Origin of the sequence: Mycobacteroides saopaulense, assembly GCF_001456355.1 — a bacterium.
Classification (GTDB): Bacteria; Actinomycetota; Actinomycetes; order Mycobacteriales; family Mycobacteriaceae; genus Mycobacterium; species Mycobacterium saopaulense.
The window spans coordinates 3,981,530-3,997,314 of sequence record NZ_CP010271.1; the positions used below are offsets into that span (position 1 = coordinate 3,981,530).

At 65.7% G+C, this 15,785-nt stretch carries 12 protein-coding genes; 9 read left to right on the plus strand and 3 right to left on the minus strand.

Features of this window, described 5'->3' with window-relative positions:
• Nucleotides 1-36: 36 nt before the first annotated feature.
• Complete coding sequence (locus tag MYCSP_RS19940) at nt 37-1,554, minus strand: PucR family transcriptional regulator (protein ID WP_088415684.1); 1,518 nt, start codon at nt 1,552-1,554, stop codon at nt 37-39.
• A gap of 145 nt (nt 1,555-1,699) precedes the next feature.
• Here MYCSP_RS19940 and MYCSP_RS19945 point away from each other — a divergent pair, with 145 nt between their 5' ends.
• The 8 genes from MYCSP_RS19945 to MYCSP_RS19980 all read left to right on the plus strand — a co-directional run bounded on the left by MYCSP_RS19945 (nt 1,700) and on the right by MYCSP_RS19980 (nt 13,583).
• On the plus strand, nt 1,700-3,130 hold the full coding sequence (locus MYCSP_RS19945; protein ID WP_088414870.1) for an aminobutyraldehyde dehydrogenase: 1,431 nt from the start codon (nt 1,700-1,702) through the stop codon (nt 3,128-3,130).
• A complete protein-coding gene (locus MYCSP_RS19950) occupies nt 3,127-5,070 on the plus strand; it encodes a primary-amine oxidase (protein WP_083018217.1) in 1,944 nt (647 codons plus the stop codon). The genes MYCSP_RS19945 and MYCSP_RS19950 overlap by 4 nt, the downstream gene beginning before the upstream one ends.
• A gap of 2 nt (nt 5,071-5,072) precedes the next feature.
• Nucleotides 5,073-5,972, plus strand: a complete 900-nt coding sequence (locus MYCSP_RS19955; protein ID WP_083018215.1) for a universal stress protein — start codon at nt 5,073-5,075, stop codon at nt 5,970-5,972.
• Nucleotides 5,965-7,539 (plus strand): APC family permease, encoded by a 1,575-nt coding sequence (locus tag MYCSP_RS19960; protein WP_235629499.1) that lies wholly within the window; start codon nt 5,965-5,967, stop codon nt 7,537-7,539. Before MYCSP_RS19955 ends, MYCSP_RS19960 begins: the two co-directional genes overlap by 8 nt.
• Nucleotides 7,540-7,667: 128 nt before the next feature.
• Nucleotides 7,668-9,026, plus strand: a complete 1,359-nt coding sequence (gene gabT / locus MYCSP_RS19965) for a 4-aminobutyrate--2-oxoglutarate transaminase (RefSeq protein WP_083018213.1) — start codon at nt 7,668-7,670, stop codon at nt 9,024-9,026.
• A gap of 26 nt (nt 9,027-9,052) precedes the next feature.
• Nucleotides 9,053-10,489 carry an NAD-dependent succinate-semialdehyde dehydrogenase gene (locus tag MYCSP_RS19970; RefSeq protein ID WP_088415686.1) on the plus strand — a complete coding sequence of 479 codons (1,437 nt, stop codon included), beginning with the start codon at nt 9,053-9,055 and terminating at the stop codon, nt 10,487-10,489.
• A 52-nt stretch (nt 10,490-10,541) separates the two neighbouring features.
• Nucleotides 10,542-11,576: an agmatine deiminase family protein gene (locus tag MYCSP_RS19975; protein ID WP_088414872.1), complete on the plus strand. Its 1,035-nt coding sequence runs from the start codon at nt 10,542-10,544 to the stop codon at nt 11,574-11,576.
• Nucleotides 11,577-11,579: 3 nt separating this feature from the next.
• The gene (locus tag MYCSP_RS19980) at nt 11,580-13,583 is read left to right on the plus strand and encodes an amidase (RefSeq protein WP_088414874.1); all 2,004 of its coding nucleotides are present in this window, start codon (nt 11,580-11,582) and stop codon (nt 13,581-13,583) included.
• Between the two features lie 4 nt (nt 13,584-13,587).
• On the opposite strand, the gene MYCSP_RS19985 is transcribed toward MYCSP_RS19980, so the two are convergent.
• Complete coding sequence (locus MYCSP_RS19985; RefSeq protein WP_083018206.1) at nt 13,588-14,538, minus strand: TauD/TfdA dioxygenase family protein; 951 nt, start codon at nt 14,536-14,538, stop codon at nt 13,588-13,590.
• Between the two features lie 95 nt (nt 14,539-14,633).
• On the opposite strand from MYCSP_RS19985, the gene MYCSP_RS19990 reads away from it, so the two are divergent.
• Nucleotides 14,634-15,350, plus strand: coding sequence for an NUDIX hydrolase (locus tag MYCSP_RS19990; protein WP_083018204.1), 717 nt, complete (start codon nt 14,634-14,636; stop codon nt 15,348-15,350).
• Nucleotides 15,351-15,366: 16 nt separating this feature from the next.
• Here the strand turns inward: MYCSP_RS19990 and MYCSP_RS19995 are convergent, their stop codons facing one another.
• A complete protein-coding gene (locus tag MYCSP_RS19995) occupies nt 15,367-15,762 on the minus strand; it encodes a hypothetical protein (RefSeq protein WP_083018202.1) in 396 nt (131 codons plus the stop codon).
• Nucleotides 15,763-15,785 lie beyond the last annotated feature (23 nt).

Here is a 15,785-nt window from a genome sequence, read left to right on the forward strand (position 1 = left end):
CCCAGACCCAACGCAATGCGATTTCGCGGTCCTGATCTACTTCCCGGCGTCCGGCGTTCCCGCCAGCATCGCCAGCAGCAGTTCGGCGCGCACGCGCGCGATATCGAGGTCACAGGCCAGCAGCGACTGCGCGGTTTCAACGCGTTTGCGCAGCGTATGGCGATGCACGCCGACGGCCGCGGCCGCCGATTCCCAGTGACCGTTGGCCTCCAGATAGGCCCGTAGAGACGCCATCAGTTCAGCCCCGTGCATAGCGTCGAACTCGGCGAGGGGAGCCAATGTCGCGTTGGCGACGGCGATCAGCACCTCACGACTCGCGCCGAAAGACAGCAGCGCGCTGCCCGCCAACGAGGTGAACTCCAGCGGCGTCCCACCGCGATCGGCCACCGATGCGGCGAGCTTCGCGTTCTGCACCGCATCGACGAGTCGTCCCACCGGATGCGCCCCGCTCAGGCCCGCCCGCAACCCCTTCCTGGCGCGCCCGTCCACCTCCGCAAACAACTGCCGCGCGAATTCGAGGGTCTCCGAGCCGGGCAACACGACGGTGAGTTGGAACTCGGCGGTATGCGCGAAGACCACGTGACCCTCGGACTCCATGGCCCGGGTCACCGAGGACAGCACCTTGGGCAGCGCCGCCTGAGATTCGGCATTGACCACCAAGACCCGAATGCGCCCGCGCCCGTCGGCGGCCCGACTCAGTTGCGCCCACACCGGATCCAAATTCCGTTCGTTCCCCAGCAGTAGCCCCAGGACCTGCCCGTTCAGCTGCCGCTGCGCCTCCTGTAACCGCGATGGCTTGTCGAAGTCCAAGGCCAGCAACGAATTCGCATGCCCCAGCAGCACCTGGTCCACGAAGGTCAGAGGTGTCTTACTGACGACGGCCAACACTCCGTACGACGTGCCGCCCACACCGATCGCCTGTTGCGAGACGGCTATTCCCGGGCCCAGTTGTTGAGCGCCCGCCAAAGCACCCGGAGTCAGTGCGCCGCGAACCAGATTCACCGTCGCGACATCCAGATTGCGCGGATGACTGGCGACCACCGTGCCACCGGCGTCCAGCACCACCACGCTGGCCCGCAACGACCGCCCCAGTTCCGCGGTGACCGCCTGCACACCGCCGTTGACAATCGCCCGGGTGATCCTGGGCTGCGCGCGCGAGGCACGCAGCACCGCGTCGTATTCCAGTTCGGCGATGTGGGTGCTGACCGTCTTCACCACCGCCGCGAACGGGGTTCGCAGCGGCACCTCCAACACCGGCATGCCGAGCTCGTCGGCGGCCGCCACCAACTCCGCAGGCACCTCGTCGAAGGTCAATCCAGTGCCGAATCCCAATGCGGCGACATTGTTCTTGTCGAGAGCGTGTAGATAGCTCCGCCGTTCGCGGGCACTCGAGGGCAGACCGATGCCGGTGGTGAGCACCAGCTCTCCACCCGACAGCCATCGGGCCGGGTCAGCGAGTTCCGTGGTGAGCGCCAGGTTGATCTCGCGCCCCAGGCCCGCGGCACCGCCCTGAAGAGTGAGTTTCAGGTCCGGCTGGTCCAGCACCCAACGCACCGAAACAGTCACCTCACGGGACTGTACAGAATGGTGAAAAACACCGCGAAGATTCCCGAAATTGTCGGATGATCGGGGATGTGTCGTCGCGCACACTGATTCTCTGCGTGCTTAACGGGATTCCCTCGACGGATGGACGTGCGATATGCCGGACTCAGTACTCCAGAACTACATCGACGGACGGTTCGTCGATTCCAACTCATCGGAAACCATCGACCTGATCAACCCGGTCGATGAATCGGTGGTGGGCCGCGCCCCGGTCTCCAACGCCGAGGACGTCAACGCGGCCGTGGCGGCGGCCGAACGTGCCTTCGTCTCCTGGGGCAGATCCACCCCCAGCTTTCGGCAGCAGGCGTTGCTCAAGCTCGCCGACGCCATCGAGGCCCACTCCGACGAGATCGTCGAGGCGCAATGCCGCAACACCGGACAGCCCAAGGCGATCATCGCCGCCGAAGAGGTGGCCGTCAGCGCCGACCAAGTCCGGTTCTTCGCCGGTGCCGCACGGCTCGTCGAGGGCAAGTCGGCCGGCGAATACATGGAGGGTTTCACCTCCTACGTTCGTCGTGAGCCCATCGGGGTCGTCGGGCAGGTGACTCCCTGGAACTACCCGTTCATGATGGCGATCTGGAAGATCGGTCCCGCGTTGGCCACCGGAAACACCATCGTCCTCAAGCCCAGTGACACCACCCCCGAGAGCACGCTGGTGCTGGCTCGGCTGACCCAGGGCATCCTGCCCGACGGGGTCTTCAACGTCGTCTTGGGTACCGCGGCCACCGGCTCCGAATTGGTGAGTCACCCTGCTATCGGGCTGGTTTCGATCACGGGCTCGGTGCGCGCCGGTATCGCCGTCGCCGCGTCGGCGGCCGAACAGCTCAAGCGCAGCCACCTCGAACTCGGCGGCAAGGCCCCGGTCGTCGTGTTCGACGACGTCGATATCGACAAGGCCGCATTGGGTATCGCGCAGGCTGCCTTCTTCAACGCCGGCCAGGACTGCACGGCCGCCACCCGGGTGATCGTGCATCAATCGATCCACGACGAGTTCGTGAACGCCCTCAACTCCGCGGCTCAGACGCTGCGACCCGGCCCGCCCGACGATCCGGACAGCTTCTACGGGCCGATGAACAACGTCAACCACTTCACCGCTGTCACCAAGAAGCTCGAGAACCTGCCCGCGCACGCCATCGTCGTGACCGGCGGAAAACGCTGGGGCGACAACGGGTATTTCATCGAGCCCACCATTGTCACCGGCGTCCGGCAGGAAGATCCCATAGTCCAGGAGGAGACATTCGGGCCGATCCTGACCGTCCAGTCCTTCGATAGTGCGGACGAAGCCGTGCGCTTGGCCAACGGGGTGCGCTACGCCCTGGCTTCCAGCGTCTGGACCAAGGACCATGCCACCGCGGAACGGTTCACCCGCGAGCTCGATTTCGGATGTGTATGGGTCAACTGTCATATCCCGCTGGTTGCCGAGATGCCGCACGGCGGATTCAAGTACTCCGGTTACGGCAAGGACCTGTCCGCATACGGTGTGGAGGACTACACCCGGATCAAGCACGTGATGAGCGCCCACGCGTGACGACCGATACGTTTCACCCGCTTGATCCCTTGGCTGCGGACGAGTTCACCGCGGTCGCAGAGATTCTGGCGCAGACGCACGATGTCGGAAAGAGTTGGCGGTACACCTCCATCGAGCTGGCCGAGCCCTCCAAATCCGAGATCGCCGCATTCGACGGCAAGGGCACACGGCCCGATCGTCGAGCACTGGCCACCTGTTTGGACACCAACCAAAACGCGACCTACAAGGCGGTCATTTCTCTGACGTCCGGTGAGGTGTTGTCCTGGAGTCACATTCCGGGAGTACAGCCCAACTTCACCGTTGATGAATGGGAGGAGGCCGACGCGACCCTGCGTCGCCACCCCGACGTGATCGCCGCACTGGCCAAACGCGGTATCACCGACATGGACCTGGTGTTCATGGATACCTGGACGTACGGCGATGCGGTCATGCCAGAGAAGTACAAGGGCAGGCGACTGGGCTGGTCGGACACCTGGGTGCGTTCCAGCGAAGGCGCCAACCCGTACGCGGGACCCGTCAACGGATTCCATTGCATCATCGACATGAACAGCATGGAGCTGTTGGAGATCGAGGACACGTTCACCGTCGAGCGGCCCGAGATGATGGGCGAGTACGTGCCTCGACATGTACCGGAGCGCCTCCGCCGCCAGAGCACCCGTGAATCTCTGCAGCCACTGCACATAACACAGCCGGACGGACCCTCATTCACCCTCGAGGGCAACAAGCTCCAATGGCAGAACTGGTCGTTGCGCGTCGGATTCAACTACCGCGAGGGCATGACCCTGCATGCGGTGACCTACAACGACAACGGCCGGGTGCGTTCGGTCGCCCATCGCATGTCGTTCGCCGAGATGATGGTGCCGTACCGAGATCACTGCGAAGATCACTACCGGAGAACAGCTTTCGATATCGGCGAGTGGGGCATCGGGTTCATGACGACCTCGCTGGAGCTGGGCTGTGACTGCCTCGGCGAGATCCGGTACCTGGATGCGGTCCTGCACAACAGCAAGGGTGAGCCGTACACCATCAAGAATGCGATCTGCATCCACGAAGAGGACAACGCCGTCCTGTGGAAGCACGTGGACCACGATCACGGCGCCGAGGTGCGCCGGATGCGCCGGCTCACGGTGTCGTTCCACGTCACCGTCGCCAACTACGAGTACCTCACGTATTGGCGTTTCTATCAGGACGGAAACATCGAATGTGAGGTCCGCGCAACAGGAATCATGGTCGTCAGCAATCTTCCGGCCGGAGTTCACAGTGCGCACGGAACCCTCGTCGACAACCGGACCTATGCGCCCTATCACCAGCATTTCCTTGTCGCGAGGCTAGACCTCGATGTCGATGGCACCGAAAACACCGTGTACGCCACCGAAACCGAGATCGAACCCGTGGGCCCCGACAATCCGTATGGGCTGTCCCTGCGGCAGCGCAACACCCCGCTGCGCACGGAATCGGAAGGCAAACAGGATTTCCGCTGGGAGACCCAGCGCGCGTGGAAGGTCGTCAACGACAACACCCGCAACGGCATCGGCACTGCACCGGCCTACAAGTTGGTGCCCGGCGCGGCCATCCCGTCCATGTTCGATCCTTCCTCGCCGGTGCTGGCCCGCTGCCGCGCCATCGAGCACACCCTCTGGGTGACGCCCAACTCACCCGAGGAACGCTGGCCGGCAGGAGAATTCGTCACACAGAGCAAGGACGATCTGGGCCTGCCTAACTGGACCGCGAACAATCGCTCCATCGAGAACACCGACGTGGTGCTGTGGTACGTGTTCGGCATCCACCACATCACGAGGCCCGAAGACTGGCCCATCATGCCCGTCGACACCGTGAACTTCTGGCTCAAACCGGTCGGGTTCTTCGACCGCAACCCCTCGCTCGACGTCGCTCCCAGCCCACCGAAGAGCTGTCACGCACCAGGACACCAGGAGGCCTAGCCATGAACGATGCCGCCACGAGAGGTGCCAAGCGGATAGCCGTTGCGTATCTGGCCACCCCGGGCGGCGATGACGCGCTAGCCGTCGGAGCACAGATCGCGCGTTCTCTGGGCGCACACCTGGATCTGTGTATGGTGCTGCCCCTGGATCGCCCGATCCTTGCTCCGCTTCCGCAGCAGGAGCGCCAGGATATCCTGTCCGAGAACGCCACTCATTGGCTCAAGCATGCCGAGGCCACCATTCCCGACGACCTGACCGTCGAGACGCATATCAGCTTCCACGAATCGATCGCCGAGGGACTCATCGCGCAATGTGTGGACCTGGGGGCCGAGGCCATCGTGGTGGGCGGTTCTGGTGGCGGCCTGGTCGGCAGCTTGTCGCTGGGATCGGTGGTCAACGAGCTCGTGCACTCCTCCCCCATCCCGCTGGTGATCTCTCCGCGTGGCGCCCGCTATCAGAAGAACCTGCGCGTTCGGGAAGTCACCTGCGCCATGGGAACCCGGCCCGGCGCACACGTGCTGCTGGATACCGCGTTGCAGGCCTGCCAGCGCGCGAAAACACCGCTGCGCCTGGTGTCCTTGGTGTCGTTCGACCCGATCCCCGGGGGTGACGACGACCAGTCGGCGCGCGAACGCGCCTCCATCCACGCACAGCAGTCCCTGGAGACTGCCAAACTGATTCTGCCGCCGGATTTCCCGGTCACCTCGATGGTCGCCGAGGGACCCACCGTGGAGGCTGCCGTGAACAAGCTCGACTGGCATGAGGGCGACGTCATCATGGTGGGTTCCAGCCGTCTTGCGCAGCCGCGGCGGCTGTTCCTGGGATCGACGGCCGCCAAGATGCTTCGGGTGCTGCAGGTTCCGATGGTCGTGATCCCCAAGGAAGAGGCCAACCGTGATTGATGATCCGCTTGCGGGAAGACCATCTGGCACTGAGAGCGTTGCCCGCGCGGAGCTGGAACAGGCCGAGCAGACGGAGGGGCTCGTCTCGAAAGGCTTGGCCGCCGGGCGCATCGGAACCTTCACCGGCGCCGTCCTCGGCATCTCGACGGTGGCACCCGGATACACACTCACGGCCAGCATCGGCCTGATCGTCGCCGCCGTCGGCCTGAAGATGCCGGCCATTCTCATAGCCGGTTTCATCCCGATGTTTCTGACCGCCTACGCCTACCGCGAGCTGAATTCGCGCGCACCCGACTGCGGCGCCTCGTTCACCTGGTCCACCAAGGCTTTTGGCCCCTACGTCGGCTGGATGTGCGGCTGGGGCATGGTGATCGCCACCATCATCGTGTTGTCCAACCTGGCATCTATCGGTGTGCAGTACGGGTATCAGTTTCTGGGCGCCGTCTCCCACAACCAGACGATCGGCGAACTCGCCGACAACAAGGCCGTCAACATCCTCTCGACCGTGGCGCTGCTGGCGATCGCGACCTACATCTCCAGCCGCGGAATCACCACCAGCGAGAAGGTGCAATATGTTCTCGTCGGGTTCCAGATGATCGTGCTGGTGATCTTCGCCGTCGTCGCCATCGCCAAGGCACCGAGCGCGGCCGGACACCTCGACTTCGACCTGGACTGGTTCAATCCGCTCACGGGGCTGACCCTGAGCGCCTTCGTGATTGGGCTCGTCGGATCGATCTTCGCGTTCTGGGGTTGGGACACCTGCCTGACCCTGGGCGAGGAATGCAAGGATCCGACCAAGGTACCGGGCCGGGCCGGGCTGTTGTGCGTGCTGTCGATCCTGCTGACCTACCTGCTGGTGGCGGTGGCGGTCATGATGTTCGCCGGTGTCGGGGATACAGATTTGGGTCTGGCCAACGAGGAGAACAAGGACAACGTCTTCGGCGCCCTTGCCGACCCGGTGCTGGGCAGCTGGTTCGGCCCGCTGTTACTGCTCGCGATATTCGCCTCCGCGGTAGCGAGTCTGCAGACCACCTCGCTGCCCGCCGCCCGCACCATGCTCGCCATGGGCACCTACGGCGCCTTCCCGAAGCAGTTCGCAAATGTCAGCCCTCGATTCCTGACGCCCACCTTCAGCACCGTGGTGGCCGGTGCGGTCACCGCCGCCTTCTACACGATCGTCAGCCTGCTGTCGGATCGCACCCTGCTGGATACCATTGCCGCCCTTGGCATCATGATCTGCTGGTATTACGGCATTACCGCCTTTGCCTGCGTGTGGTACTTCCGCACTGAGCTTTTCCAGAACGCCCACAACGTGGTGTACAAGTTCCTCTTTCCGCTTCTGGGCGGGCTCATGCTGGCGGCGGTGTTCGTCATCTCCGTACGCGAGAGCATGGATCCCGAGAAGACCGGGAGCGGCGCTTCGATCGGCGGCATCGGCCTGGTGTTCTACCTGGGCTTCGGCATTCTGGCGTTCGGGGCGGTGCTCATGCTGATCATGCGCGTCAAGAGCCCGGACTTCTTCCAGGGACGCACCCTCACTCGCGACACCGCTCCGCTGACGGAATGACCAGCGCCGGCGCAGAACGTTCCGCGCCAAAACGGCGTAGTCACGGGTCGCCGATGGACAAACCGGCCATTCCCGGGCAGGCGCGACGAGAGCACACTGAGATCGCCGGATCGACCACAGGGAGCAGCATGACCGATATCACCTACCGCCTCGCTCAGAAGCGCAACATCGTGACGCCCCTGCCCGGCCCCCGCTCCAGCGCGTTGGCCGAGCGCCGTCGCGTCGCGGTCTCCGCGGGCGTCGGCTCCACCATGCCGGTCTACACCGTCGACGCCGACGGGGGTGTGATCGTCGACGCCGACGGCAACTCCTTCATCGACCTGGGATCGGGCATCGCGGTGACCACCGTCGGGGCTTCGCACCCCGCCGTCGCCGCCGCAATCGCCGACCAAGCAACGCATTTCACCCACACCTGTTTCATGGTGACCCCCTATGAGGGGTACGTACAGGTTGCCGAGCTCCTCAATGCCGTGACTCCCGGCGATCACGAGAAGCGCACCGCCCTGTTCAACTCGGGCGCCGAGGCCGTGGAAAACGCCATCAAGGTAGCGCGGCTGGCCACCGGCCGCCCGGCGGTCGTCGCGTTCGACAACGCCTACCACGGACGCACCAACCTGACGATGGCGCTGACCGCCAAGTCGATGCCCTACAAGTCGCAGTTCGGACCCTTCGCGCCCGAGGTCTACCGGATGCCGGCCTCCTATCCGCTGCGGGACGAGCCGGGGTTGACCGGCGAAGAGGCCGCCCGGCGGACGATCTCGCGCATCGAAACCCAGATCGGCGCGCAGTCGCTGGCCGCGATCATCATCGAGCCGATCCAGGGTGAGGGCGGATTCATCGTGCCCGCACCCGGATTCCTGTCCACACTCACCGCATGGGCCAAGGACAACGGCGTCGTCTTCATCGCCGACGAGGTGCAGACCGGATTCGCCCGCACCGGCGCCTGGTTCGCCTCCGAGCACGACGGCGTCGTCCCGGACATCGTCACCATGGCCAAGGGCATCGCCGGTGGCATGCCGCTGTCGGCCGTCACCGGGCGCGCCGATCTCATGGATGCGGTGTACACCGGCGGTCTCGGCGGAACCTATGGCGGTAACCCGGTGACCTGCGCGGCCGCCATCGCCGCGCTGGGTGTCATGCGTGAGCTCGACCTCCCGGCACGGGCCCGGGCCATCGAAACCTCGGTGACCTCCCGGCTGAGCGCGCTCGCCGAAGAGGTCGACGTCATCGGCGAGGTACGCGGGCGCGGCGCCATGCTGGCCATGGAGATCGTCAAGCCCGGTACCGGCAACCCTGGAGTACCCGACGCGGCACTGACCAAAGCCATTGCCGCCGAGGCCCTCTCCCAGGGTGTGCTGATCCTGACCTGCGGAACCTTCGGAAACGTCATTCGCTTGCTGCCCCCGTTGGTCATCGGGGACGATCTACTCGACGAGGGCATCACCGTCCTGTCCGACATCATCCGCGAGAAGGCGAGCCAGCAGTGACCGAGACCCACGTGGACCACCAAGCACTGATCGATGCCATCCCCACCGACCTGTGGATCGGAGGCAAGCAGGTCCCCTCGTCCAGCGGCGCCCGGTTCCCCGTCCACAACCCGGCCAACGGTGCCGTTCTGACCACCGTCGCCGACGCCACCAGCGCCGACGGAACCACCGCACTCGACGAGGCCGTCGCCGTGCAACAGACCTGGGCCGCCACTGCGCCACGTGAACGCGCCGAGATCCTGCGGCGCGCCTGGGAGTTGGTGATCGCGCGACGCGACGACTTCGCGCTGGCCATGACCCTGGAGATGGGCAAGCCACTGGCGGAGAGCCAGGGCGAAGTCGCCTACGGCGGAGAGTTTCTGCGCTGGTTCTCCGAGGAGGCGGTGCGCGTCAACGGGCGGTACACCTCGTCGCCGACCGGCGCCGGCCGAATCCTGGTGGCCAAGCAGCCCATCGGCCCGACGCTGGCCATCACCCCCTGGAACTTCCCGCTGGCCATGGGCACCCGCAAGATCGGGCCGGCACTCGCCGCCGGATGCACCATGATCGTCAAGCCCGCCGCCGAAACACCACTCACCATGCTGCTGCTGGGCCAGGTGTTCGCCGACGCCGGGCTGCCCGCAGGCGTGCTGTCCATCCTGCCCACCACCAGCGCCTCGGCATTGACCGGCCCGCTGATCGATGACGCCCGGCTGCGCAAGTTGACCTTCACCGGCTCTACCGCTGTCGGGAAGGTTCTGCTGTCCCAGTGCGCCACAAGGGTATTGCGCTCGTCGATGGAACTCGGTGGCAATGCACCGTTCGTCGTGTTCGACGACGCCGATGTGAGCGCCGCCGTCGACGGCGCCATGGCGGCCAAGATGCGCAACATCGGCGAGGCGTGCACCGCGGCCAACCGCTTCCACGTCGACAACGCCGTACGAGCCGAGTTCACCGAGAAGCTCACCGCACGCATGAGTGCACTCACCATCGGCCCGGGGGATCACAGCGGCGTGCAGGTCGGGCCGCTCATCACCGCCAAACAGCGAGCCTCGGTCGACGAGTTGGTACAGGACGCCGTCAGCAAGGGCGCCGTCATCACCACCGGTGGCGCCATCGCGGACGGTGAAGGCTACTTCTATCCGCCGACCGTGCTCACCGATGTACCAACGGATGCAAGGATTTTGCGCGAAGAGGTGTTTGGCCCCGTCGCCGCGATCACCGGATTTGACGGGGAGGAAGCGGGAATCGCCGCTGCCAACGACACCGAGTACGGACTCGCTGCCTACGTGTACACCACCAATCTTGATCGCGCGCTGCGTGTTTCGGAGGCGGTGGAGTCGGGGATGGTCGGCGTGAACCGCGGTGTGATCTCCGATGTGGCCGCGCCGTTCGGTGGGATCAAGGAATCAGGCATCGGACGCGAAGCAGGTAGCGAGGGCATCGAGGAATACCTCGAAACGAAATACATAGCGCTGCCCTAAATACCGCGACCTAGCCGGAATTTCCCACACCGGTGCAACCCGAGAGGCACACATGGCATGGCGGATGCCTGCGGAAACCGAACCGCACGAGCGGATCTGGATGGCGTTCCCGAAGCCCGGCCTCACGTTCGGCGACGATAACGCCGCGCTCGAGGCCGGCTATCTGGCCTGGACGGCGGTAGCGCACGCCGTGCGCGCCTTCACCCCCGTGACGATGGTGGTCGACCCGAGCCAGCACGAACGCGCCCGGCGAATGTTGTCGACGGAAATCGAGCTGCTTGTCGCGCCGCTCGACGACTTTTGGATGCGCGATATCGGACCGACGTTCGTCGTCGACGACACCACGGGTGAGCTGGGTGCCGTCGACTGGACCTTCAACGGCTGGGGATCGTCGACTCCGCAGGACTGGTCACACGATCGCGAGATCGGCCGCACGATCGCGGCCGCTGCCGGCGCGACCCTCGTATCGTCGTTACTGGTCAACGAGGGTGGCGCCATCCATGTCGACGGTGACGGCACCGTACTGCTGACCGAGACCGTACTGCTCGACCCGCTGCGCAATCCGCACGCCGACCGCAGCCGGGTCGAGGCCGAGCTGGCCCGCACCCTGGGCGCCACGCACACCGTGTGGCTACCACGCGGCCTCACGCGCGACTACGAGGCGCTGGGCACCAAGGGGCACGTCGACATGATCGCGACGCTGCCCTCACCCGGCACCGTCTTACTGCACGCACAAACCAATCCCGACCACCCCGATTACGACATATCCACACAACTGCGTGCTGCGCTCGCCGACGCGGTCGATGCCCGCGGTCGCGCGTTCGGCATCGTCGACGTGCCGGCGCCGGCGACACTGCGGGACGCCGACGGCTTTGTCGACTGGAGCTACATCAATCACCTTGTCACCGGAGACGGCGTGATCCTGTGTGGTTACGACGATCCGGCCGCCGACTCGCACGCCGCCCAGATCATCGCCGACGCTTATCCCGGCCGCGAGGTGGTACTGGTCGATGCGCGGCCGATCCTCGCCGGTGGTGGCGGTATTCACTGCATCACGCAACAACAGCCCAAGGTTCCCAAGGTTTAGGCAATGGACGTCGTCGAGGCAAGCATCGCCGATCTGCAGGCCGCACTCGCCGCCGGGGAAACGACGTCAGTCGCCCTGGTCGCCGAATATCTGCGCCGGATCGCCGCCTACGACCGCAGCGGGATCGCCCTCAACGCCGTGCCCGTCCTGGACCCGCACGCGTTCTCCGCTGCCGCCGAGTCCGATGCGCGTCGCGCGGCCGGTGCCACACTCGGCCCGCTCGACGGCATCCCATACACCGCCAAGGATTCCTACGCCGCGAAGGGGCTGCCCGTGGCGGCCGGATCTCCGGCCTTCGCCCGGCTCATCTCCCAGCGCGACGCGTTCACCATCGCACAACTTCGTGCCGGGGGTGCGGTGCTACTCGGGCTCACCAACATGCCACCGATGGCGAACGGCGGCATGCAGCGCGGCGTTTACGGCCGCGCGGAAAGTCCCTACAACAGCGAATATCTGACGTCGGCGTTCGGCTCGGGATCCTCCAACGGATCTGGTACCGCAACGGCCGCCAGCTTCGGCGCATTCGGGCTCGGCGAGGAGACATGGAGCTCCGGACGGGCACCGGCCTCGTGCAACGCGCTGGTGGCCTACTGCCCCTCGCGCGGGGTCATCTCGGTTCGCGGTAACTGGCCGCTCGTGCCCACGATGGACGTCGTCGTTCCGCATACCCGCAGCGTCGCCGACCTGCTGGCGCTCCTGGACGTCATCGTCGCCGACGACCCAGACCCGCGCGGCGACTTCTGGCGCCGCCAGCCGTGGATCGAGATCCCGGCGGCATCGACATTGCGGCCCGCAAGCTACCGCGCACTGGGCGATTCCGGCCCCCAGGCACTGCGTGGCGTCCGGCTGGGGGTGCCGCGGATGTATATCGGTGACACTTCCGGAGACCGGCCGGTGCAGACCCGTTCCAGCGTTGTCGAACTGTGGCGGCGCATCGCGGACGACCTGCGCGCGGCAGGCGCCGAGGTGCTCGAAGTGGACTTCCCCGCCGTCACCAATTACGAAGGCGCGGCGACGATGCTGGACCGCGGGCTCGTTCCGGCCGGATACGACGAGCGCGAACTGTGGGACCTTTCCATCTGGGGCTGGGAAGAGTTCCTACAGGTCAACGGCGATCCCGAGTTGTCGCATGTCCGCGAAGTCGACGGTGCGCTGATCTTTCCGCCGCCACCTGGTGCACTGCCCGATCAGTACGACCGGCATCAACTCGACCTGGAGGTCGATCTCGGCGAGTATCCGGCCCGTGCCGCCGCCGGCATCGCCGAGCTGGAACAGATCCCCCTGATCGCCGACGGCATCGCGGGGCTGGAGGCGACGCGCCGCATCGACCTTGAGGCGTGGATGGACGCGCTCGGACTCGACGCCGTCATCCATCCCGCGGTCGCCGACATCGGCCGCTCGGACGCCGACGTCAATCCGGCGTCGGCCGATACGGCCTGGCGCAACGGCACGTGGGTCGCCAACGGCAACCTCGTGCCGCGGCACCTCGGAATCCCCTCGGTCACCGTACCGATGGGCACCCTGGACGATATCGGGATGCCCGTCGGGCTCACGATTCTCGGACGCGGCTACGACGATGTCCGGTTGCTGCGCCTGGCCTGCGCCGTCGAGGCGACTCGCGATCGGCGCACCGTTCCCCCGCGGACGCCGGCCCTGGCGCCTATCGCATGGCCGGCCGCGGCGGCCGACGGCATCGCGCCGCAGTGCGTGCTTAGCCTCGAAGAGTCGGACCTCGGCGACGGCGACTGCACCGTCGCCATCACCCTTGCCGTCGACGGCATGCAGACCGACGCCGTAGCCGATGCCAGACTGTACGTCGACGGCGATGAGCTCACGCTCGCGCGGGGCGACGACACCTTTACCGCCACAACAACTCTACGCGCCAAGGTATCTCGCCCACGCCATTCGGTGTGGCGAGATGCCTACGGCTCCTTGATCGTGGCCTTGGTTCGCACCCACGACGGCCGAACCTCGGGAGCGTGGACGACAGCGTGCGGCATCGCCTGACAGATCAGGCGGCGAACAGCTCCAACCGGTGCGGCTTCTCGATAGCCGAGTAGTGGGTCGCGTCGCCGACGAGAATCTGGCTGCGCTCGCCATGGATGTCCACCGGCACATCGCCCGCCAACGTGACGCGGTGCAACTCACGCTGCTGCTCGCCGAAATCGGCGATGCCGTAGTGCTGAGTGGCCCGATTGTCCCAGATGGCCACGTCACCGAGGCGCCAATTCCACCGGAAGGTGTTCTCCAGCTTGGTGATACGTGCCTGTAATAGTTCGAACAGCGCGGCGAACTCGCTGCCGCGCAATCCCTGGAAACTCTTGACGAATTGGCCGAGCAGCAGGCTGCGTTCCCCGGTCTCCGGATGCACCCGCACCACAGGATGCAACGTCTCGTAGAGCGAGCTGGTGAACTCGGTGTAGTACGCGGCGCGACGCTCGGCGCTCACCCCGCCCGACGCCCCGGAGGATGCGTAGTCGTACAGGTTGGTATGCGTGGCCCACAGGTCCTCGACCAGGGAACGCAACGGTTTCGGGAGTTGTTCGTACGCGGCGACGGTCGACGCCCAGGTGGTCGCTCCCCCGTAGGACGGCAGTGTGACCGGCCGCAGCACCGACGCCTTGGGTATCCGGTCGACGAAGGTGACATCGGTGTGCCAGCCGTTCGCCGCCCCCTCCAGGTTCAACAGCTCGGTGCCATGCGAGGTCACCGTGGGATGGGGCAGGGTCGGCTCACCGAGTAGGCCGGCGAACGCATACTGCCCGTCGTCGTCGAGGTGGTGCTGCCCGGTGAACACCAGCACCTTGTTGACGGCCAGCGCGATGCGGATGGCCTCCACGCGTTCGGCCGGAACATCGGCGCCGAGTTTCACACCGTCGACCCGGGCACCGATGTGTTCCCCGAGCTTCTCGACGGTGATTCCGGCGTCCCGATAGATACCTCGTGTTTGGTCGTCGCTCATATCCGCATCACAGCAAGCCCGGCGCCGTATGCCCAGCTATAGAGCCAAGTCGATTCGAAAGGTCTGCCTTCTGCAACGACAGATATGGTCGAACGGTGATCGCATACGACGACGAACTGCGGGCCCGGATTCGCGGACATCTGGCGGGTCACGAACGCAGGACCGTCGACGACCCGGACAAACGGCGCGCGGCGGTGGCCGTGGTGCTGGTCGACTCGGACCTCGGCGAAGACCGCATCGACCCGGCACCGGTGGACGAGTGGATCGGCGGGCGGGAGATACCCGGGCAGGGCCTGGACGGCAGGATGGTGGATGTCTCCGGCGGCGCGGCATTCCTGTTGTGTCGCAGAACCTCCCGGCTCAATTCTCACGCCGCCCAGTGGGCACTGCCCGGTGGGCGGTTGGATCCGGGCGAGGACGCGGTGCAGGCTGCATTGCGCGAGCTGGACGAGGAGCTGGGTGTCGCGCTGCCCGACTCGACCGTGCTCGGGCTACTCGACGATTACCCGACACGTTCGGGATATGTGATCACGCCGGTAGTGGTGTGGGGCGGCGGACGTCTGCAATTGCGTCCCTCCCCCGACGAGGTGCTCGCCGCCTACCGGGTGGGATTGCACCAACTCCAACGCGAGGATTCACCGCGCTACATCGCGATTCCGGAAAGCCCGCGCCCGGTGGTGCAGATTCCGCTAGGCAACGACCTCATCCACGCCCCGACCGGAGCCGTCTTGCTACAGGTGCGGTGGCTCTGCTTGGAGGGCCAGAATGACCGGGTCGACGAGTTGGAGCAGCCGGTCTTCGCCTGGCGATAGGGTCCGGCGCCAGGACCTAGGACACGTCGGCGCGCGCCAACAAGGTCGGCGTGCCGTACGGCGTCTCCTGCTCTGCAACCCAGCCCGGCTCCAGATAGACCGAGTTGGACGCGACCACATTGCCGTCGCGCAGGATCTCACCGAGGTAGTTGCCGCCCTGGTCACTGAAGATGCTCACCTGCGCCTCGCGGGCGGTCATCGATATGTCATGTGTCCAGGGCACGAAGGGGTCGAGCCAGGTGTACTTGACCGCCTTCTCCCCCTTACCCGTGCGGTAGGAGATGACCACCTGACGATTGCTCCCCGGATCCTGGGCCGTCACGCGGTAGGTCATTTTCACCCCGGCATCGGCCTGCACCACCGCGGCGTCCGGCAGTCCGATCACAGCACCGAAGGTCAGCGCGACCAGCACAGCGAGAATTCTTCTCATGCGCT

Bases quoted from the DNA above. Each gene is read 5' to 3' on its own strand.
- MYCSP_RS19980 (WP_088414874.1), top strand. From the start codon at position 11,580: ATGGACGTCGTCGAGGCAAGCATCGCCGATCTGCAGGCCGCACTCGCC.
- gabT (WP_083018213.1), top strand. From the start codon at position 7,668: ATGACCGATATCACCTACCGCCTCGCTCAGAAGCGCAACATCGTGACG.
- MYCSP_RS19975 (WP_088414872.1), top strand. From the start codon at position 10,542: ATGGCATGGCGGATGCCTGCGGAAACCGAACCGCACGAGCGGATCTGG.
- MYCSP_RS19955 (WP_083018215.1), top strand. From the start codon at position 5,073: ATGAACGATGCCGCCACGAGAGGTGCCAAGCGGATAGCCGTTGCGTAT.
- MYCSP_RS19945 (WP_088414870.1), top strand. From the start codon at position 1,700: ATGCCGGACTCAGTACTCCAGAACTACATCGACGGACGGTTCGTCGAT.
- MYCSP_RS19985 (WP_083018206.1), bottom strand. From the start codon at position 14,538: ATGAGCGACGACCAAACACGAGGTATCTATCGGGACGCCGGAATCACC.